This window comes from Caballeronia sp. GAWG1-1 (assembly GCF_023631465.1).
Taxonomy (GTDB): domain Bacteria; phylum Pseudomonadota; class Gammaproteobacteria; order Burkholderiales; family Burkholderiaceae; genus Caballeronia.
Genome location: NZ_JALQDB010000037.1, coordinates 243697 through 264337 on the forward strand (window position 1 = coordinate 243697; position 20641 = coordinate 264337).

Below are 20641 nucleotides of genomic sequence, written 5' to 3' on the forward strand. Positions count from 1 at the left end.
CACAGCGTTCTTTTTTGCAAGCATAACGGTTAAGCGACGCGCCCGCGCTGTGCGGGCGCAAGCCGCGTGACGACGGTTTGGAGGTTACCCATGCGCGCGGGCCGCTGGCCGCGTCGCTTAGAATCGATGTCTTGTCGCCGTCGAACTCTTCACGGAGCCTTTTTTGAAGCCGAATTCGCTGTCGCCGGGGCTCATGCTCATCCACGGCAACCGCTCCGAGCGGCTGCGCGATCTGCTCGTCGAGTGGATGAAGCGCTATCCGCTCGCCCCGTTGGAAAACGAGATCATCCTCGTGCAAAGCAACGGTATCGCGCAGTGGCTCAAGTTGGCGCTCGCCGCGCATGTCGATGCCGCGAGCGGCGAGGGCGGTTGCGGTATCGCCGCCGCGCTCGATATCAGCCTGCCTTCGCGCTTCATCTGGCAAGCGTATCGCGCGGTGCTGGGCGCGGACGCGGTCGCGGAAGTCTCGCCGTTCGACAAGGCGCGCGTCGTCTGGCGGCTCATGCGCGTGGTGCCCGCGCTCGTCGGGCGCGAGGAATTCGAACCGCTGCGGCGCTTCATCCGTCATGACGACGATCGCCGCAAGCGCTTTCAACTGGCCGAGCGCATTGCCGATCTGTTCGATCAGTATCAGATGTATCGCGCGGACTGGCTCGCGAAGTGGGCCTCGGGCGAGGATGTCGTGATCGACGCGCGCGGGCAGGCGCATGCGCTACCCGCCGAACAGCGCTGGCAGGCGGCGCTCTGGCGCGCGCTGCTAGGCGATGTCGAACAAAGCCCGCAGGACAATCCCAACGAAATCTCGTCGCTCGGCGGCCGCGCGGCGGTCCACGAGGCCTTCATGCAGCGCGCATCGAGCTGGCCGGAAGGCAAGCGGCCGGCGGGCCTGCCGCGCCGCATCGTGGTGTTCGGCATATCGAGTCTGCCGCGTCAGTCCTTGGAAGCGCTGGCGGCGTTGTCGCGCTGGTCGCAGGTGCTCATGTGCGTGCCGAATCCGTGCGCGCACTACTGGGCCGACATCGTGCCCGACAAGGAATTGCTGCGCGCCTCGCACGCGCGGCAGACGCGTCGCGAAGGCGCGCCCGCCGAATTGCAGCCGGAACAGTTGCATCTGCATGCGCATCCGCTGCTTGCGTCGTGGGGCAAGCAGGGACGCGACTTCATCGGCTTGCTGGACGAATTCGACAGCGCCGAGGCGCGCGAGAGCTATAGCCCGCAATTCGCGAGTATCGGGCAGCGTATCGATCTCTTCGAAGAGCGCGAAGCCGACACCATGCTGCAGCAGTTGCAGGACGATATCCGCGACCTTCGGCCGGTGCGGGAAAGCCGCGACCACTGGCCCGAAGTAGACCCGGGGTTCGATACGTCGATACGCTTTCATATCACGCATAGCCCGCAGCGCGAGGTCGAGATCCTGCACGATCAGTTGCTCGCCGCGTTCAATGCGGACCCGCAATTGAGGCCGCGCGACATCATCGTGATGGTGCCGGATATCGAAACCTACGCGCCGCATATTCAGGCGGTGTTCGGTCTCTTCGAGCGCAGCGATCCGCGCTACATTCCATTCAGCGTGGCCGATCGCGGACAGCGCGCCGCCGATCCGCTGCTCGGCGCGCTCGAGGCGTTGCTCGGCCTGCCGCAATCGCGCTTCGCGGTGAGCGATCTGCTCGATCTGCTCGACGTGCCCGCGTTGCGCCGCCGGTTCGGCATGGAGGAAAGCGATTTGCCGCGTCTGCGTTCGTGGATTCGCGGCGCCAACGTGCGCTGGGGTCTGCATGCCGAACAGCGCGCGAGTCTCGGCTTGCCGCGCGATCAGGCAAGCGCCGCGCCGCATACGTGGGCGTTCGGGTTGCGCCGCATGCTGCTCGGCTACGCCGTCGGTAGCGATGCGCAAGCGTGGAACGACATCGAACCGTTCGGCGAAGTCGGCGGCCTTGATGCCGCGTTGCTCGGGCCGCTCGTGCGCCTTCTGGATGCGCTCGATCACACCTGGCGCAGTCTGCGCGAGCCGGCCACCGTGCCTGTCTGGTGCGAACGCCTGCGCGCGCTGCGCGTCGCGTTCTTCGAGAGCGACGACGCCGAAGACGCCTACACGTTCGCGCGTCTCGACAACGTGCTGCAGGACTGGCTCGACACCTGCAACGAAGCGGGCCTCGACGATGAATTGCCGCTTTCCGTCGTCGGCGACTACTGGCTTTCGCAACTCGACCAGGGCGCGCTGTCGCAGCGCTTCTTCGCGGGTGCGGTGACCTTCGCGACCCTCATGCCGATGCGCGCCATTCCGTTCCGTCACGTCTGCCTGCTCGGCATGAACGACGGCGACTATCCGCGCGCGCGCGTGCCGATGGACTTCGACCTGATGCGCGGCTACTACCGGCCGGGCGACCGCTCGCGTCGCGAGGACGACCGTTATCTGCTGCTCGAAGCGGTGTTGTCGGCGCGCGACCATCTGTATGTTTCGTGGGTCGGGCGCAGCATCAACGACAACAGCGAGCGGCCGCCCTCGGTGCTGATCGGGCAACTGCGCGATCATCTGGCGCAAGGCTGGCGTCTCTTCGACGAAGACGCATCGCTCGTGAATGCGCTGACCGTGGAGCATCGCCTGCAACCGTTCAGCGCGGATTACTTCAACGCGGACGACGAGGCATCGCCGCTCTTTACCTATGCGGCCGAATGGCGGGCGTCAAGCCGACCGAGGCACGCCCAATCCGATGACACGCCGCTTGCAACGCTCGCGCCGCTCGTGCGCGAAGAGCCGCTCACGCTGCGCGAACTCGCCGACTTTCTGAAGAATCCGGTGCGCCAGTTCTTCCGGCAACGTCTGCGCGTGTCGTTCGAAGTGGAGCAGATGGCGAGCGAGGACGACGAGCCTTTCGAGCTCGATGCGCTCGCCATCTGGAAGCTTCAGGACGAATTGATCCGCGCGCAGGCATCGATATTGAACGAAACGGGCGCGTTGCAAGAAGGCGCGCTGGAAGAAGCCCGCGAAACCCGCATGGCGATGATCCGCCGCCGTGGCGATCTGGCGACGGGCGGCTTCGGCGACATCGCGAGCGGCAAGCTGCTCGAACCGATGGACAAGCTCTTCGAAGCGTGGCGCAAGGAGGTCGAGCGCTGGCCGGTGGCTATGGAGCGCGATCGCGAAGTGCGCTTCACGACCGAAGGCGCGACGCAGACGCTCGCGCTCGCGGATTGGCTCGGCAACTGGCGCGCCGACGCCGATGGCCGCGAGGCACGCCTCATCATGGAAACGCGCGAACTCGTTTCGGGCAAGGCGTATAGGTATGCAAGGCTCACAAGCGCATGGGTGGAACACCTCGCGGCGAATCTCGCTGGACGCGAGGTAACGACCGTGATCGTCAGCAAGAAGGGCGTCGTCGAATTCGCGCCGCTCGAAGCGAGCGTGGCGTGGCGGCATATGACCACGCTTCTGCAGGTCTGGGAGCGCGGCATGACGCGGCCGCTGCCGTTCGCGCTGGAATCCGCGCTCGAGTGGCTTTTCAAACATCGCATCGAGCCCGCCGAAGCGCACGGCGCCGCGCGCCGCAAGTACGAAGGCGACGACTACAACAAGGGCGAAGTGCAGAAAAATGCCTCGCTGCTGCGTGCGTATCCCCACTTCGCCGCGCTCGCGGCAAGCGGCGAATTCGCGGAACTGGCGGAGCATCTGCTCGACCCGCTCGTCTCCACCGTGGTCAAGAAAGAGAAGGCTGCCAAGGCATGAACGCATTCGATTCGCAGACCGTCCAGCCGCTCGATCCACTGCGTTTTCCGCTTGCGGGGCGCAGTCTGATCGAGGCGAGCGCGGGCACGGGCAAGACTTTCACCATCGCCATGCTGTATGTGCGGCTCGTGCTCGGCCACGATCCCGGCAACGACGCGGCGCGCCCGCTCACGCCGCCCGAGATTCTCGTCGTCACCTTCACCGATGCCGCGACCAAGGAGCTGCGCGACCGTATCCGCGCGCGGCTGACCGAAGCGGCGCGCTACTTCCAGCAAGACGCAAACGAGATCGAAGCGCTCGACTTTGGCGACGAAGACCTGCTGCACGCATTGCGCCAAGAATACGAGCCCGAAGCGTGGCCTGCCTGCGCGCGCCGGCTCCAACTCGCGGCCGAATGGATGGACGAGGCGGCGGTGTCGACCATTCACGCTTGGTGCAACCGCATGCTGCGCGAGCATGCGTTCGATAGCGACAGCCTCTTCGACCAGACGCTCGAAACCGATCAAAGCGATCTGCTGGCGCAAGTCGTACGAGATTACTGGCGCACGTTTTTAGCGCCGCTCGACGAACGCCGCGCGGAAACGGTGGCCACGTGGGTATCCGGTCCGCGCGAGCTGCAAAAGACGCTGCGCAATCTCATTGACCTAGCCGAGCGTTTGCCCGATGCGCAAGCTCCCGCCGATGTGCTCGATGCACGCGCCTTGCGTCTCGCGCAGATCAAGGAGCCGTGGAAGACGTGGCCCGAGATCATGGGCGAGTTGATCGATCAGGCGCGGCTTGCCAAGCGGTTCAAGCCGCGCAGTTACGGCAAAAGCGATTGCGACCGCTGGCTCAGGACGCTCGTCGAATGGGCGCACGACCCGCACGCGCTCATGCCCGATCTGACGAGCACCGCGTGGTCGCGGCTTACGCCCACCGCGCTCGCGGAGCATTGCGAAGGCGAGCCGCCGTCGCATGAAGCCTTCGAAGCCATGCTGACCTTGCAGGCCGATCTCATCGCACTCGAAGCGAGCCGCACCGAGATTCTCACGCACGCGGCGCGTTGGGTCGCGGAGCGCTTTGCGGGCGAACAGGCACGGCGCGCGCAAATGGGCTTCGACGATCTGCTCGCGCGGCTCGATGCCGCGTTGCATGGCGCGAACGGCGCGCGTCTAGCCGAAGTCATTCGTCATCAGTTTCCGGTCGCGCTGATCGACGAGTTCCAGGATACCGATCCCGTCCAGTACCGTATCTTCGATGCCGTCTATCACGCGCAAGACGCGGGACAGGCGCTCATCATGATCGGCGACCCGAAGCAGGCCATCTACGCTTTCCGCGGCGCGGACATCTACACGTATCTCGCCGCGCGCCGCGCGCCGGGCACGCAACTCTTCACGCTCGCGAAGAACTTCCGCTCGACGGCCGCCATGGTCGATGCCGCCAACCATTGCTTCGACATGGCCGAAGCGCGCGCGGATGGCGAAGGCGCGTTCCTGTTTCGCAGCGGCGACGACAACCCGGTGCCGTTCATCAACGTGAGCGCGCAAGGCCGCGACGATGCGTTCGTCATCGATGGCGAAACGCCACGCGCGCTCACCGTCTGGTGCCTGCCGCCCAGCGACGACGGCAAGCCGACGAGCAAGACCGCCTACATTCAGCGGATGGCGCCGGGCTGCGCAAGCGAAATCGTGCGTCTGCTCAACCTTGGGCAGCGCGGCGAAGCGGGCTTCGAGGGATCGCGTGGCCGCCGTTCGCTCTCTCCCGCCGATCTCGCCGTGCTCGTCAACAACCGCACCGAAGCCGAAGCCATCCGGCGGGAGTTGCGCGCGCGCGGCGTGCGTTCGGTGTATCTGTCGGACAAGGACTCGGTATTCGCGAGTGACCAGGCGGGCGAACTCGTGCATTGGCTTGCCGCCTGCGCGGAACCGGAAGACGGACGGCTCGTGCGCGCCGCGCTTTCCACGCCGACGCTCGGACTCGACTTCGGCGAACTCGACGCGCTCTTCAGCAACGAAACGCAATGGGAAGCGTGCGTGCTGCAATTTCGCGGCTATCGCGAAAGCTGGCGGCGTCAGGGCGTCTTGCCGATGCTGCGGCGCCTTCTCAACGACTTCGACGTGCCCGCGCGTCTTTTCGAACTGCAAGCCGGCAACGGCGAGCGCGTGCTGACCGACCTGCTGCATCTGGCCGAACTGCTGCAACAGGCAAGCGTGCTGATCGAAGGCGAGCACGGGTTGATCCGGCATCTGGTGGAAGAACACGAGGCGGCGCTCGAAGGCAGCGGCGGCGATGCGCGCCAGATGCGTCTGGAAAGCGACGGCGATCTCGTCAAGGTGGTGACCATCCACAAGTCGAAGGGGCTGGAGTATCCGCTCGTGTTTCTGCCTTTTGCGTGCGCGCATCGTGCGGTGACGCCGAAGGATCTGCCCTTGAAATGGCACGATGAAACCGGCGAGCTCAACGTTACGCTCGACGGCGACGAAGACATCCTCGTCAAGGCCGACGACGAACGCCTCGGGGAAGACCTGCGCAAGTTCTACGTGGCGCTGACGCGCGCGCGCTATGCGACGTGGATCGGCATGGCGCCGCTCGAAGCGCTCGAACGCAGCGCCATCGGTTATTTGACGGGCGGGCGGGAGCCTGTCGTCCCGGCCGAATTATTCGACCGGCTGAGCGATGTGTTCGGGGCATCGGCGAATATCGCGGTTTTGCCCGCACCCGAGGCTCGCGCCGAGCGCCTTGCCGCGCGTGCCGAAACCGCGCTCGCCAGCGACGCCCGCAAGTCGGTGCGCGTGGTGCGCGAAGCCTGGTGGATAGCGAGCTATTCGAGTCTCAAGACGTCGGGCGGCACGCATGCCGCGCCGGATACGCCGGTCGAAGACGTCTTCATCGAAACGCGCGATGCGCAAAGCGAAGCGTCGCAGGAAGAAGACGCCGATGCACCGCGCGCGGTGTCATCGTCCGGACGCACGCTGCATGACTTTCCGCGTGGCTCGGAGCAAGGCAGCTTCTTGCACGACTTGCTGGAATGGGCCGCGCAACAAGGCTTCCAACACACCGCCGACGACCCCGCCGCGTTACGCGAACTCGTCGCGCGGCGCTGCGCCGTGCGTGGCTGGGAGCGCTGGATCGCGCCGCTCACCGCGTGGATCTTGAAGATCGTATCGACGCGTTTCGTCGTGAAGGCCGCGCACGGCATGCGCGCGACTGCCATTGCGCTGGCGGACCTCGACACGTCGCTAGCCGAAATGGAGTTCTGGTTCGAGGCCCGGCACGTCGACACGACCGCCGTCGACCGGCTCGTGTGCGCGCATACGGCCGGCGGTGCCGCGCGGCCCACGCTCGAACACGCGCAACTCAACGGCATGCTGAAGGGCTTCATGGACCTCGTGTTCGAGCACGAAGGGCGCTATTACGTGGCGGACTATAAGTCGAACTGGCTCGGTTCGGACGATTCGGCCTACACGACCGAGCGCATTCGCGCGCAGATGCTGCGCTCGCGGTACGACCTGCAGTTCGTGCTTTACACGCTTGCGTTGCATCGGCTGCTCAAGGCGCGTCAGCCGGATTACGACTACGACGAGCATATCGGCGGCGCGGTTTATCTCTTCGTGCGCGGCCTCGACGCCCCGACTCAAGGTCTCTACGCCGAACGTCCGCCACGCGCGCTGATCGAGCAACTCGACGCGTTGTTCATGGGCGAGGCCCGCGCTGTCATCGCAGAAACGGAGTGGGAATGAGCCTTTTGCCGTCCGGCACGCAAGCCGAATTTTCCTTCGAAGAGAGCGAACCCACGCAATCCGTCTTCGATACGACCGAAGACACCGCGCATCTGCTCGATGCCTGGGTAAAGCGTGGATGGCTGCGTGAAGTCGATGCCGCATTCGCCCGTTTCCTCGCCCGCGAAGCCGCCGACGCGCACGGTCTGCTGATCCTCGCGGCGGCTTTGGCGAGCCATCAACTCGGACGCGGACACGCCTGCCTCGATCTCGCCGCGACGCTGGCCGATCCCGGCTTCGTGCTCTCGTTGCCGCCCGATGGCCATCTCGACCCGGACGCGAGCGACGACGAGGAAAAAGACCTGCTGCCATCCAAAGTGCTCGAAGGCGTGACACTCGCGCGCTGGCAGGAAGCGCTGACGCATGCCGCGCTCGTCGGCCATGGCGCGGGTGCGACGCCGCTCGTGTTCACCGGCACGCGGCTTTATCTGCGGCGCTACTGGCGCTACGAACAGGACGTGTGCCGCGCCATTCGGAAACGGCTCGATGCCTCCGCGAACGCGCCCGATGCAGCCGCGTTGCGTGCCGCGCTCGACACGCTGTTTTCCTCCGCATCGGCGGCGACCGACTGGCAGAAGATCGCCTGCGCGCTCGCCGCCAGAAGCGCCTTCAGCATCGTAACGGGCGGGCCGGGCACGGGCAAGACCACGACCGTCGTCAAGCTACTGGCGTTATTGCAGGCACAGGCGCTTGCCACGGGCGGCGACGCGCGCGCGTTGCGCATCCGCCTCGCCGCACCAACGGGGAAGGCCGCCGCGCGTCTGAACGAATCGATCGCGGGCGCGGTCGCGCGACTGCCGCTCGATGCCTTCGCGAACGGCGCCGACATCCGCGCGGCGATCCCCGTCGCCGTGACCACGTTGCATCGCTTGCTCGGAACGGTGCCGGATTCGCGGCGCTTTCGGCATCATGCGGAGAATTTGCTGTCGCTCGATGTCCTCGTGATCGACGAAGCCTCCATGGTCGATCTGGAGATGATGAACGCCGTGCTCGCCGCGCTGCCGCCGGACGCGCGCCTGATCCTGCTCGGCGACAAGGACCAGCTTGCGTCCGTCGAAGCGGGCGCGGTACTCGGCGAATTGTGCAGACGCGCATCGAAGGCGCATTACACGCCCGCAACGCAAGCGTGGATCGAAGCGGCGACGGGCGAGCATTTAGACGGCGAATACATCGATGCGAACGGCAGCGCGCTCGACCAGTCCATCGCGATGCTGCGGGTGAGTCATCGCTTCTCGGCGGCGAGCGGTATCGGGCAACTCGCCGATGCGGTCAACAAGGGCGATGCGCTCGAAGTCCAGAAAGTCTGGTCGCATGGCCACGACGATCTCGCCTTCGTCGAATGTCCGCCGGATAGCGACGCGGTGCTGAAGGCGCTCGCCGTGGAAGGCACGGCGGGGCACGCCAGCGAAGTATCGGAGCGTCAGGGTTATCGGCATTATCTGCAAACGATGCGCGAGCGGCAGCCCGCCCACGACGCCGCCGCCGCCGCCTTCGACGCATGGGCGCGCGCGGTGCTTCACGCTCACGACGCGTTTCAGTTGCTGTGCGCGCTGCGTCGCGGCGCGTGGGGCGTGGAAGGGCTGAACAAGCGCATTGCACGCATGCTGCACGAGGAAGGCTTGATTGCCGCGAACGCGGAGTGGTATCTCGGCCGCCCGGTGCTCGTGACGCGCAACGATTACGAGCTTGGGCTCATGAACGGCGATATCGGCATCACGCTTGCCTTGCCGGTGCACGATGGCACCTGGAGCCTGCGCGTAGCCTTCGCCGCGGGCGATGGCAGCGAACGCATTCGCTGGGTGCTGCCAAGCCGTCTGCAAGCCGTGGAGACCGTCTTCGCGCTCACGGTGCACAAGTCGCAAGGCTCCGAGTTCACGCATGCGGCGCTCGTGCTGCCCGAGCGCTTGAGCCCCGTGCTGACGCGCGAGCTGGTCTATACCGGCATTACTCGGGCGCGGCGTTTTCTCACGATCGCGAGCGCGGGCGGCAAGAGTGTCGTCGAGCGCGCGGTGCAGGCGCGCGTGCTGCGGGCGAGCGGCTTGTCGGCGGGCTTCGGGACGCAGGCATCGGATTAGGCGGCCGCTGCTTTCGCTATGCGCACAGGCACCGACTTGTACGATGGTGTGCCGCTTTCCTTGTCGATGTAGTCGAGCGGCACCAGCACGTTCGCCTCGGGATAATAAGCCCCGATGGAGCCGCGAGCGATCTTGTACGCGATGACCGTGAAGCCCGCGAGCTTCTGCGTGCCATCGTTGGCATGGCCAGGCAGGGCCGTTTCGACATCGACGACATCTCCATGTTCGAGCTGCTGCACGGCCATGTCCGCTTCGTTCATGAAGATCACATCGCGACGGCCGAACACGCCGCGATAGCGGTCGTCGAGTCCGTAGATCGTCGTGTTGTATTGGTCGTGGCTGCGCAAGGTCGTGAGCTTGAGCACGTCGTCGGCTTCGAGCGCGTTCTCTTCGTTCAGTCCGCCAAACGTGATGAACTCCGCTTTGCCCGATGGCGTCGTCCATACGCGTTCGGTCGGCGGCAAGGGCAGGCGGAAACCGCCCGGTATGCGAATCCGCTCGTTGAAGCGCTCGAAGCCTGAGAATACGGCTTCGATGCCATCGCGGATGCGGTCGTAGTCGGCAATCATGTCGAGCCAGCGCACTTTGCTATGCAAGAGCGTCGCCTGCGCAATGCCCGCGATGATCGCAGGCTCCGAGCGCAACGAAGGCGACGCGGGCGGCAGCTTGCCGCGCGAGGCATGCACCATCGACATCGAATCCTCGACGGTCACGGCTTGCGCGCCGCTCGCCTGCTCGTCCATCTCCGTGCGCCCGAGACAAGGGAAGATGAACGATTCCTTGCCCGTGAGAAGGTGATTGCGATTGAGCTTGGTGTTGATGTGCACGGCAAGATCGAGCTTGCGCATGGCGGCGAAGCATTTGGTCGAGTCGGGCAGGGCGACCGAGAAATTGCCGCCCAGACAAAACAGCGCCTTAGATTTGCCATCGAGAATGGCCTGAATCGCGCGCACGGCGTCGTGCCCATGCGCCTTGGGCGGCACGAAGCCGTAAGTCGCTTCCATGCGCGTGAGCATGTCGGCGGGCGGCTTTTCGGTGATGCCGACCGTGCGATTGCCCTGCACGTTCGAATGTCCGCGCAACGGACAGATGCCCGCGCCCGGCTTGCCGAAGTTGCCGCGCATGAACAGCAGATTGGCGATCTGATGCACGTTGGCCGTGCCCTTGCTGTGCTGCGTAATTCCCATGCCATACGTGACGATGGTCGCGTTCGACTTTACGTAGGCGCGCGCGACGAGTTCGAGTTCGTCGCGCGTGAGACCGCTGGCTTTCTCGATATCGGCCCATTCGGTGGCGTGCAGATCGGCGACGAAGGCTTCGTAGCCGTTCGTGTGGCCTCGGATGAACTCATGGTCGATGACGGTGCCATCGGCATCGACGGCGTCGTCGAGCGCGATGATTGCCTTCTGAATGCCCTTGAGCGCCGCCGCATCTCCGCCCACTTTCACCTGATAGTACGAAGAGGCGATGTCCGTCGAACGCATGGTGGCCATTTCGACGGCGTCTTGGGGATCGGCGAAACGTTCCAGCGCGCGCTCGCGCAACGGATTGAACACGATGATGGGCACGCCGCGCCGCGCCATTTCCCACAGCGTACCCATCATGCGAGGATGGTTCGTGCCGGGATTGTGTCCCATCGCGATGAGCAGTTCGCAATGATCGAAGTCTTCGAGCGAGACCGTTCCCTTGCCGATGCCGATCGATTGCGGCAAGCCGACGCTCGTCGCTTCGTGGCACATGTTCGAGCAGTCGGGGAAGTTGTTGCTGCCATATTCGCGTGCGAAAAGCTGATACAGAAAGGCGGCTTCGTTCGATGCGCGCCCCGACGTGTAGAACTCGGCTTCATCCGGCGAGGCGAGCGAACGCATGACTTCGCCGATGCGCTTGAACGCGGCGTCCCATTCGATGGCCTCGTATTTGTCCGTGGTCTTGTTGTAGGCCATCGGATGCGTCAGGCGGCCTTCGTTTTCGAGGTCGTAGTCGGACCATTCGAGCAAAGACGTGACGGTGTGTCTGGCGAAGAATTCAGGCGGGACGCGCTTCTTGGTGGCTTCCCAAGTCACGGCCTTGGCGCCGTTCTCGCAGAACTGGAATGTCGAGCGATGCTCCTTATCCGGCCACGCGCAGCCGGGGCAGTCGAAGCCGTCGGGCTGATTGGTGCGCAAGAGCGTGAGCGGCGCCTTGAAGGCGTCCATTTGCTGCCGCACGGCGCGCGCGGTGGCGTTGAGCGCGCCCCAGCCGCCTGCCGGGCTGTCGTAGAGCTCGATGCCTTGCACTTTCCGATGATCTGCCATGACGACTCCCGGACGTTGATAGCGTTGCTGCCATGACGTGAGCGTCGCATCTGAAGTGGGAGAGGGTCGTGCAGGATCGAACGGTTTTAGCGGATTGGCACGGCGACGTTATCGCCAGCGCGGGTCGTCCAGCACCAGGCGTACTTCGCGTGCAAGATCGGCCTGACGATAAGGCTTGTGGATGACCTTGAAGCGCACGCCATTTGCATCGGCGATATCCTCGATGGTTTCGGCGTAGCCCGTCGCCACCAGTACACGCAGTTCGGGCTTCAGACGCTTGGCTTCGCGCGCGAGTCCCGCGCCGGTCAACGCACCCGGCATCACGAAGTCCGTGAAGAGCAAATCGAATGCTTCGTCGGATGCGAGAATGGCCAGCGCGTCCGCTGCGTTGAGCGCGAGCTTCGTCGAATAGCCCATTTCGTCGAGCATGGCTTGCGCGACTTCGCCCACGTCGCGCCGGTCATCCACGATCAGCACTTTCTCGGTTCCCCTTTGGCTGATCACGTGCGAGGTATCTTGCGACGCCTCCTCGGCCACATCCACCGAGGGGAAATAGAACGTGAGCGTCGAGCCGACGCCGTAGTCGGACGATATGGTGAGCGCGCCGCCTGTCTGACGCGCGAACGAAGCCACCATGCTCAAGCCAAGCCCCGTGCCCTTGCCACGGCCCTTGGTGGTAAAGAACGGCGTCAGCACCTTGCCGGCGACTTCCGGCGTCATGCCCGTGCCGTTGTCGGTGATGGATAGCGTGACGTAGCGTCCTTCGGGTAAATCGACGAGGCCTGTTGAATTGGCCTTCGTCAGTTCGAAGTTATCCGTGCGCAGGAGCACTTGCGCGTCGGTTTGGCCGCTCAATGCGTCGCGCGCATTCAGGATGATATTGAGCATGGCCATTTCGAGTTGCCCGACGTCCAGTTGGCAATTGCGCAAGTCACTGGCAAATTCCGTGCGGATTGAAATGGTGTCGCCGAGCGTGTGACGCGCGAGTTCCAACAAGTCGTCGCAGATGCCGTTCAGGTTCACCGTGCGCCCGACCAGCACCTGCTTGCGCGCGAACAACAGCATTTGCTGTGTGAGCGACGACGCCGTTTTGACCGCGCCGCGAATCTTGGCGATGTTCTTCAGGATGGTTTCGTCGCGTGCATCGGTCTTGACGCTGAGGTCGAGCAGATCGACATAACCGACCATGACTTGCAGCAGGTTATTGAAATCGTGCGCCACGCCGCCGGCCAGTTGACCGAGCGCTTCCATTTTCCGCGCCTGATGCAGACCTTCTTCGGCTTCGTGCCTGCGGCTCACATCGACCTGGGACGCGAAGAAGTACACGAGTTCGTTCTCTTCGGTGAAGATGGGCGCAATGAAAAGCTCGTTCCAGAATGTCGTCTTGTCCTTTCGATAATTCAGGATTTCGGCGGCAAACTCTCTGCCTTCCTTCAGCGCGACGCGGAGATCGGCAAGCGCCGTCAGGTCGGTGTCCGGACCTTGTAGAAACCTGCAATTGCGGCCGTAGATCTCGGCGTCGGTGTAACCCGTGAGCTTGCGAAAGGCATCGTTGGCAAAAATGATCGGGTAGTCGGGAAGGCGCGCGTCCGCCACCAGCATGGGCGTGCGCGTGGTGGTGGCGGCCGCGAAGAACAGATCGTCCCGGCGCGGGTCGAGTCCCCGGTTTTGTTCGACGAAAGGTCGTGGGCCATGTATGGGTGAGTGCATGATCGCTGCTCGCAGAACGTTTCCGCAGACACGCAGTTTGCGCGCTCTGCGCCGGCTGCGAGGGATTATTTGCACGAGCTGGTTGAGCACCGGGGGCGAATGATGGTTCGATACGCCATCGAAGCCTCACCGCCACGAAGACAAAGCTGCCGCCAAGCGGTTTGCGCTCGATTTTCGGCTTGGTCCGGTGCATTACGCTTGGCAACGCTCAAGGCCGCACAATTCGCGACATCGAGTGCCCGCGTTTCAATGAGCGCCTCTCGTGCTCTACCACGTCGTATTTTAGGTAGCCGGCTTGTCTGCCTGATCCTTGTCCTCCGGGCTGTCCGTGACATCCAGATCGTCGAGCACCGAGTCGATCTTCTCACTGTCGCCGTTATCCAGTTTTTCCTGGACTTCGTCGTCAGTCAGCGAATCGGTTTTATCGGCGGGGTGCTGCTTTGCATTACCCGAAGGCATGGGTTTGTAGTTCATGTCGTCCCTTGATTCCAGTTGAAGGTCTGTTGCAAGCGCAATGGCAAGGCGCCTGAGGTATTCGGCAAAAGCCAAAAAGCACCCGCGACGGGCCTGCCACGGGCGGCGCGCAATGGCGGGTCTGTCGACTCTCTGCCCGGCGAAATCACCGCGTCAGGAGACATCCCCTGACCACGACCCTCGGTGATCCTTAACAATCAGCATGAATCGTTCCGAATGTCAAAAAGGCGGTCTAGATGGGGAACGCGTTGGACTTGCGGTAGGGCTTGCGTGGCTTGCAGGCCAAGCGGTAGACGAGCGAGGGAGGTTCGTTCGATTGCCAGCGCGGACTGCGACAGCACCCCTGGAGACGCGCACAGGAAGTACCGGTAGACGGAGGATGGCTTGCCTGGGAAGGCGTTTGGAACTGGCAAAACGACTCAGGTGTCGAGTCATGCGCCCCGCGACTTGCACGCCGAAGCGAAGCGAAAGTGAAATAATCCTACCGACCCAGCGTCACATGCACCAGACACGGCAGATACTTTTCGCTGCCCGGATGCATGCGGATCAAGTTGTCCGCGAGCCTCGGCCAGCCACGCGGCGCGCGGTATTCGAGCAAGCTCACCGATTCGATGCCCGGTGACCACGCGCGCAGACAAGCTTCGATGTCGTTGGTATCGATGCCCCACGGCATTGGCGGTAAGCGATAGTACGGCGTTTTCATCACACCCCACATGGTCAGCGACGAAAACCATTGCGGTATGACATCGAAGATCATCTGGGCTTTGGGAAAGCGCGCGGCGATATCGTTGAACAGGCGCTTCACCGCCGCCGGGTCGAGGTACATCAGCAAGCCTTGAGCGACGACCAGCACATCGCCGTCCGAATCGATCTCTTTTGCCCACAGCGGATCGAGCGCGCTCGCCGCAATGTGACGAAAGCGCTTCGATGGCTGCAAAAAATTCTCCCGAAACGCGATGGCAGCGGGAAGGTCGACGGTGAGCCACTTCATGCGGCCGTTATCGACACGGTGTGCCTGAGTTTCAAGGCCTTCGCCCAGCGAAGCGACTACGCCATTCGGATGATCTTCGAGCCAGCGCAAGACCAGATGATCGATCTCGGCGGCGCGTGCCGCAAACGAGCCGTCCGGGACACCGAAGCGTCCCGCGAAGTCGTAATCGATCGCAGCGCAGATTCTGGAACTCTCGGGATCGGACAGCACGGGGTTCGGCCGTCTGGCCTCGCACGCGCGGTCATACAGCGTCCACAGCATCGTTTCCGATACGCCCTGAAGGTTCACCACGATATCTGCCTTCGCTTCGCCGCTTTTCGACTGGCGCGCGGCGGCACGTCGGCGCCGTAACGGGACAGTCGCGGTGCTCACAAGGCACCTAGCCGTTTGGCATTGGCTGTCGCGCGGTCGTGAATGGGAGCAAGCGTTTCCTGGATCACGTGCGTGGCCGAATTGGCCAGACGCAGCGGATTGATCGGCGCATTATTGACGACGCCAAGCAAAACGGCCTGCCGCTCCAGCCATTGTGACGCAGTCTGGCTGGATGCCAGCGCGATAGTCGCGGAGGAGGCTTCCCAGATGAGCCGCGTCGTGTCGGCGGCGAGGGTGATGGCAAGGGTGAGACAGCCGGAGCCGAGCGCTTGCAACGCTTCCGTCGCGGCTTCTTTCTTTTCGGTGCTCATCAGGCTGAATTCGGTTTGATCGCGCTCGCTCGGCAACGGTCCCGCCATTGCCATGCGGACCGTGCGATGTCCCACCACCTGCGAGGTCGCGCGGAACATTTCGCTTGCGTCGGAGAGCGTTTCGAGCCAGCTGGTCGAGAGGTCGCGAAGGGGGGAAGCGGACGTAGATGCGGCCATGTAGGCGCTCCTTTGATAGTGGAAACTAGGCGGATGGCCTACTGACGATTGTCGATTGTTGACTGCAACTTGACGATGCGAGCGCGGCTAGTGGAACCGCGAGCAATGCAAAGGCCCATGATAGGCCGATAAATGTTGCGACGCAACATAAAAGCACATGTCGCTGCTATTAGTCGAGCAATGCGATGCCTGCATGAAAAGAACGGTCGTTCATAAGCGACGATCAGCTAGTTTTCAACGCAGTTCGCTGCGTGCGTTCCTGCGCAGCACATCGGCGGGTACGCCAAAGGTCCGCAAGAACGCGCGACGCATGCGTTCGCGGTCGGCGAAGCCGGTTTCATCGGCGACCACGTTGATCGTGTGACGCCCTTGCTCGATCATGAATCTCGCGGCTTCCAGCCGAATCTGTTCAACGGCCTTGGCCGGCGACTGACCCGTTTCGGCCATGAACGCTCGGCTGAATTGCCTCGGGCTAAGGTTCGCCACCGCCGCGAGTTCCTCGACCGTGAGTGGATTGCGCAGATTGCGGCGAATGTGCGCGACGACCAACTCGATACGATCGGACCTAGGCGTCATCTCGAGCAACGCGGAATGCTGCTTCTGCCCGCCGAGCCGACGCTGATGCATTACGAGAAGCCGGGCGACGAGCTTCGCGGCATCCGGGCCGAGGTCATTGTCGATCAGCGCCAGAATGAGATCGATGCCGGCGGTCATGCCGGCCGAGGTCCAGACCGGGCCATCGTTGATGAAGATCCGGTCCTCGTTCGTCGTCACGTCCGGAAAACGCGCCCTGAATTCGGGTGCATGCGCCCAGTGCATAGTCGCGCGCCGTCCGTCCAACAGTCCCGCTTCGGCGAGCACGAAAGCGCCGCTGCAAATGGAAGCAATCCGTCTCGATGCCTTGGCCGCCGCTTGCACGAACGCGATCAGATTCGCATCGAATGAAGGCATTTTGAGTTCGGTGATCGACCCGACGATGACAGTGTCGAAAGCCGGGTCGTCGAAAGCCTCCGTCGAAAGCGTCATGCCACCCGACGACTCGATCAAGCCACCGTGTTCGGACAACAGACGAATGTCGTAGTACGGGCCGGTCGGCGGAAGGTTCGCCAGTTCGAACGCCGTCAAGGCCGCAAGACTCATCATCTGAAACCTTTGCGGCACGATGAAACCGATCCGATGCATGGTTAGTCCCGCCGTGTGATGTCCTGAATGGTGGCAACTACGACATGGATCGTAACGGCGCGGAACGTTAAGGTACAAGCGATTTCCGCATCCGCTCGCATCGAGTGAGACGACGAACATTGCGTCGCAAATCGCCCGGGCCGCAGCCGAGCAGATAGTGGCGGTCCTTTAAAGCCGCGAAGGCATGGTCTAAAAGTATTGTCTTGAGCGGGCGCCGCGCACCGAATACAACCATCGGGCTATTTGCCTTGATCGCCAGGAGAAAGGACATGGACTTCAACCAACTCATCGCGGAACGTAACGCGCACTTCGTTCAAACGCGGTTCGAGCCTGAACTGAAGATGCTGCCGTCGCTGGGGACGATTGTCGTTGGCTGTGTGGATCCGCGTGTCGATCCTGCCGCCGTGCTTGGGCTGGAACAAGGCGAAGCGGCGGTAATCCGCAACGTGGGCGGGCGTCTCAATCGATCATTGCTCGAAACGCTGGCCGTGCTGAGCGTCGTGGCGCGTGCGGCCGGACGCCCGAATGGCGGGCGCAACCTCGTGCTGCTTCAGCATACGGATTGCGGGATCATCGGATGCCATCGGCATGCGCCTGCGCTGCTTGCGCAGTATCTCGACGTCGAGCCTTCCGCGCTCGATGCCCTTGCCATTACCGAGCCATACCAGGCAGTCGCGCTGGACGTCGCGGCGCTCAAGGCCAATACGACGTTGCCGGATGATCTAGTGCTGTCGGGTTTGGTCTATGACGTAAAGACCGGTCGTGTCGAAACGGTTGTTCCGCCGGCGCCGTTGCGTGAAGCGGCTGCCTGATTGACCGGTGCGGCGAGCGCCCTTGCATGCTGCCTTGCCGGACAACTTCCGGGCAAGGCAGCATGCCTTTGAGCGATCCTGGTAACGGCTTACTTTCCGATGCCAAGCAACTCGATCTCGAACGTGAGATCGCTGTTCGGCGGAATCGAGCCTATACCGCGTTCGCCGTAAGCGGTCGCTGTCGGGCACGTCAGCTTGGCCTTGCCGCCGACTTTCATCTTCTGCACGCCTTGCGTCCAGCAGGGAATCACGCGACCGAGCGGGAAGCTGGCAGGGCCGCCGTGCTTGTCCGACGCGTCGAATTCGGTGCCGTTCGCGAGCGTGCCGCGATAGTTCACGCGCACGACGTCGTCGGCGGTAGGTTGCGGTCCCGTTCCTTGCTTGATGTGTTCGACGACGACACCCGACGGCAACTTGTCGACCGGGTTTGCAGCGAATGCAGTCGATGCAAGAGTCGAAGCAGCAAGCAAAGCAATGACGAATTTCATGCGAGATCCTCGTTTGTCAAAACCTGATTATATCGGGCGCGTTCCCTCGTCCCGAGTCGGCACGCGGCGTTTCAGCTTGGCGGCATCGGCTGACATTCCACTTGATACCAACGATCCACCTGACGTTGCGCCGCTTGCAGATCGTCGGGGTAATACGGATCGAAAAACATGGACGGGTGATAGCCCGCCGTTTCCAGCGCCGCCAATTCGCTGCGATTACGCTCGGATGTGATCGGCGCATTGTTCTTGAGCGCGGTCAGATCGCGGCACTGTGCAGGGCTAAGATGCGTCGTGCCGTTCTGCATGCTGGTGGCGCAACCGGTGAGCAGGATGGCCGTCGCGCAAATCAGAGGCCGGAATCTCGGCGAGTGCTTCATGTCATGTCTCCAGTGAAGTCCAGTTCTCAAGCGCTGCGTGCCAGCCAACGTTACACCGTGCGGGCCATCATAGCGAATCCAGATTCGCCTTCAGCGCACGCGCTTTCGTGGCTATGGCCGCGCGTTCTTCATCGGGCATCCGGCTCAACTGCTTGTAGATCATCGTAAGCCGATGATTACGCCCGAGCGTCGCCTCGTTGCGCGCGAGAAAGTCCCAGTAGAGCGCGTTGAAGGGACAAGCGTCTTCTCCGTTGCGGCCTTTTCTGTCGTATGCGCAGCCTTTACAGTAGTCGCTCATGCGGTCGATGTACGCGGCGCTCGAAACATAAGGTTTGCTCGCCATCAAGCCGCCGTCGGCAAACTGGCTCATGCCTAGCGTGTTGGGTAACTCGACCCATTCGAAGGCATCGATATAAACGCCGAGATACCACGCACAGACTTCGGGGACGGAGAGACCCGCGAGCAACGCAAAATTGCCGATGATCATCAGCCGTTGAATATGATGCGCGTGCGCCTCTTCGAGCGACTGGCCGACCGCATGCTTCAGGCAACGCATGCGAGTGTCGCTGGTCCAGAACCACTGCGGCAGCGCGCGCTTGTGACGGAACACGTTCTTGCTTGCGTAGCGCGGCATCTGCGCCCAGTACACGCCGCGAATGTATTCGCGCCAGCCGATGATCTGCCGAATGAAGCCTTCCACCGAAGGCAATTCGGCACGGTGCGCGCGATACGCCTCTTCAGCCGCTTCGACCACTTCGCGTGGGTTGAGCATCTTCGTGTTGAGCGCGAACGAAAGCTGCGAGTGGAAGAGACGCGGCTCGTGCGTGCTCATTGCGTCCTGCCATGCGCCGAAGTTCGGCAAGGCTTCCTCGATGAAGCGCGCGAGATGCTGGAGCGCTTCTGCACGATCGAGCGGCCAGCGAATACGCGCGGCCTGCGGATTGCCGAAGCTGTTCACGCCTGCGGCGACGATATTGCGCCATAGCTTCGAATGGTCATGCACCGGCCGAGGGTCTTCGGGCGGCGGCGGCTCGCCATGCCATGCGCGGCGATTGTCGTGATCGTAATTCCACTGGCCGCCTGCTGGCCGATGCTCCGTTTCCATCAGCACGCCATGCTGGGTACGCATATGCCGATAGAACCGCTCCATCAGCCATTGTCCCTTGCCGTGGGTGTCGAAGAACTGCTTCGTTTCGTGGCGCCCGGTGAAGAAGTGTTCGCTGTCGACCATTTGCGTGGCGATCGGCAGCGCCTTCGCATACGCGTCGAGCTGATGATCGAGCCGCCATTCGTCGGGTGCCTGATACTCGAAGCGATCGATTCCCTGCGACGCAATCAACGCGTCCAGATTCGCGGGAACGGAGTGCTCGTTGGCCGTATCGTCGATCTTCAGATAGTGAACGCGCTGTCCAGCCTCACGCAAACCGTCCGCAAAACGGCGCATCGCCGCGAAGATGGCGATGATCTTCTGCGCGTGATGCAGCACGTAATCCGTCTCCTGACGCACCTCCATCATGACGTAATGCACGGTGGCGTCGGGCTCGACGAACCAGCTATGCGCGGGGTTCAACTGATCGCCGAGAATCAGGCGCAAGGTAGTCATGGCGATGGCGTGGAGATTTTGGCGGCAACCTCCTGATGCCAGCAATCCAGACGCCCGGCGTGCATCGCAACCCGGATCGCCGCTTTGGCAACGCGAATACGCCTGCGTGTGGACGTTTTGTCGACTCTCTTTGCGCGAGAACGTCGGCTCGGTCAATGCCCCATCGCCTTGACGGCAAGATAGTGGAAGGGGTAAGTAATGAGCGCGGTACCCGCCACACCCACGCACCAGAGCAGCACGAACCAGAGAAAGCGGCGGAGTGCCGGGCTCGGTTTCATAAGCGTCATCCTCCG

14 protein-coding genes are annotated in these 20641 nt (G+C 63.0%); 4 read left to right on the forward strand and 10 right to left on the reverse strand.

Going from position 1 to position 20641, the window contains the following annotated elements; genetic code table 11:
- Window positions 1-163: 163 nt before the first annotated feature.
- The 3 genes from recC to recD are packed head-to-tail and all read left to right on the forward strand — an operon-like array spanning window position 164 to window position 9557.
- Window positions 164-3724 carry an exodeoxyribonuclease V subunit gamma gene (gene recC / locus NCT03_RS26260; protein WP_250494475.1) on the forward strand — a complete coding sequence of 1187 codons (3561 nt, stop codon included), beginning with the start codon at window positions 164-166 and terminating at the stop codon, window positions 3722-3724.
- On the forward strand, window positions 3721-7443 hold the full coding sequence (gene recB / locus NCT03_RS26265) for an exodeoxyribonuclease V subunit beta (RefSeq protein ID WP_250494476.1): 3723 nt from the start codon (window positions 3721-3723) through the stop codon (window positions 7441-7443). Before recC ends, recB begins: the two co-directional genes overlap by 4 nt.
- Window positions 7440-9557 (forward strand): exodeoxyribonuclease V subunit alpha, encoded by a 2118-nt coding sequence (gene recD / locus NCT03_RS26270; protein WP_250494477.1) that lies wholly within the window; start codon window positions 7440-7442, stop codon window positions 9555-9557. The genes recB and recD overlap by 4 nt, the downstream gene beginning before the upstream one ends.
- On the opposite strand, the gene NCT03_RS26275 is transcribed toward recD, so the two are convergent.
- From NCT03_RS26275 to NCT03_RS26300, 6 genes are all read right to left on the reverse strand, one after another.
- Window positions 9554-11851 carry an FdhF/YdeP family oxidoreductase gene (locus NCT03_RS26275; RefSeq protein WP_250494478.1) on the reverse strand — a complete coding sequence of 766 codons (2298 nt, stop codon included), beginning with the start codon at window positions 11849-11851 and terminating at the stop codon, window positions 9554-9556. The two genes, recD and NCT03_RS26275, sit on opposite strands and share 4 nt — an antisense overlap.
- A 108-nt stretch (window positions 11852-11959) precedes the next feature.
- Window positions 11960-13561 (reverse strand): histidine kinase famiy protein, encoded by a 1602-nt coding sequence (locus NCT03_RS26280; RefSeq protein ID WP_250494479.1) that lies wholly within the window; start codon window positions 13559-13561, stop codon window positions 11960-11962.
- A 282-nt stretch (window positions 13562-13843) separates the two neighbouring features.
- Window positions 13844-14035 carry a hypothetical protein gene (locus NCT03_RS26285; RefSeq protein WP_250494480.1) on the reverse strand — a complete coding sequence of 64 codons (192 nt, stop codon included), beginning with the start codon at window positions 14033-14035 and terminating at the stop codon, window positions 13844-13846.
- Window positions 14036-14516: 481 nt separating this feature from the next.
- Window positions 14517-15317: a class I SAM-dependent methyltransferase gene (locus NCT03_RS26290; RefSeq protein WP_244830933.1), complete on the reverse strand. Its 801-nt coding sequence runs from the start codon at window positions 15315-15317 to the stop codon at window positions 14517-14519.
- 77 nt (window positions 15318-15394) lie between these two features.
- A complete protein-coding gene (locus NCT03_RS26295) occupies window positions 15395-15886 on the reverse strand; it encodes a polyhydroxyalkanoate granule-associated phasin (RefSeq protein ID WP_244830932.1) in 492 nt (163 codons plus the stop codon).
- 234 nt (window positions 15887-16120) lie between these two features.
- Complete coding sequence (locus NCT03_RS26300; protein ID WP_250494481.1) at window positions 16121-17068, reverse strand: GlxA family transcriptional regulator; 948 nt, start codon at window positions 17066-17068, stop codon at window positions 16121-16123.
- A gap of 269 nt (window positions 17069-17337) precedes the next feature.
- Here NCT03_RS26300 and NCT03_RS26305 point away from each other — a divergent pair, with 269 nt between their 5' ends.
- Window positions 17338-17880 carry a carbonic anhydrase gene (locus tag NCT03_RS26305; RefSeq protein ID WP_250494482.1) on the forward strand — a complete coding sequence of 181 codons (543 nt, stop codon included), beginning with the start codon at window positions 17338-17340 and terminating at the stop codon, window positions 17878-17880.
- Window positions 17881-17969: 89 nt separating this feature from the next.
- On the opposite strand, the gene NCT03_RS26310 is transcribed toward NCT03_RS26305, so the two are convergent.
- The 4 genes from NCT03_RS26310 to NCT03_RS33890 all read right to left on the reverse strand — a co-directional run bounded on the left by NCT03_RS26310 (window position 17970) and on the right by NCT03_RS33890 (window position 20626).
- A complete protein-coding gene (locus NCT03_RS26310) occupies window positions 17970-18368 on the reverse strand; it encodes an FKBP-type peptidyl-prolyl cis-trans isomerase (protein WP_250494483.1) in 399 nt (132 codons plus the stop codon).
- Between the two features lie 71 nt (window positions 18369-18439).
- On the reverse strand, window positions 18440-18745 hold the full coding sequence (locus tag NCT03_RS26315) for a DUF4148 domain-containing protein (protein ID WP_250494484.1): 306 nt from the start codon (window positions 18743-18745) through the stop codon (window positions 18440-18442).
- A 67-nt stretch (window positions 18746-18812) separates the two neighbouring features.
- Window positions 18813-20348: a cryptochrome/photolyase family protein gene (locus NCT03_RS26320; RefSeq protein ID WP_250494485.1), complete on the reverse strand. Its 1536-nt coding sequence runs from the start codon at window positions 20346-20348 to the stop codon at window positions 18813-18815.
- Window positions 20349-20500: 152 nt separating this feature from the next.
- Window positions 20501-20626, reverse strand: coding sequence for a hypothetical protein (locus NCT03_RS33890; protein ID WP_255784860.1), 126 nt, complete (start codon window positions 20624-20626; stop codon window positions 20501-20503).
- Window positions 20627-20641: the final 15 nt, after the last annotated feature.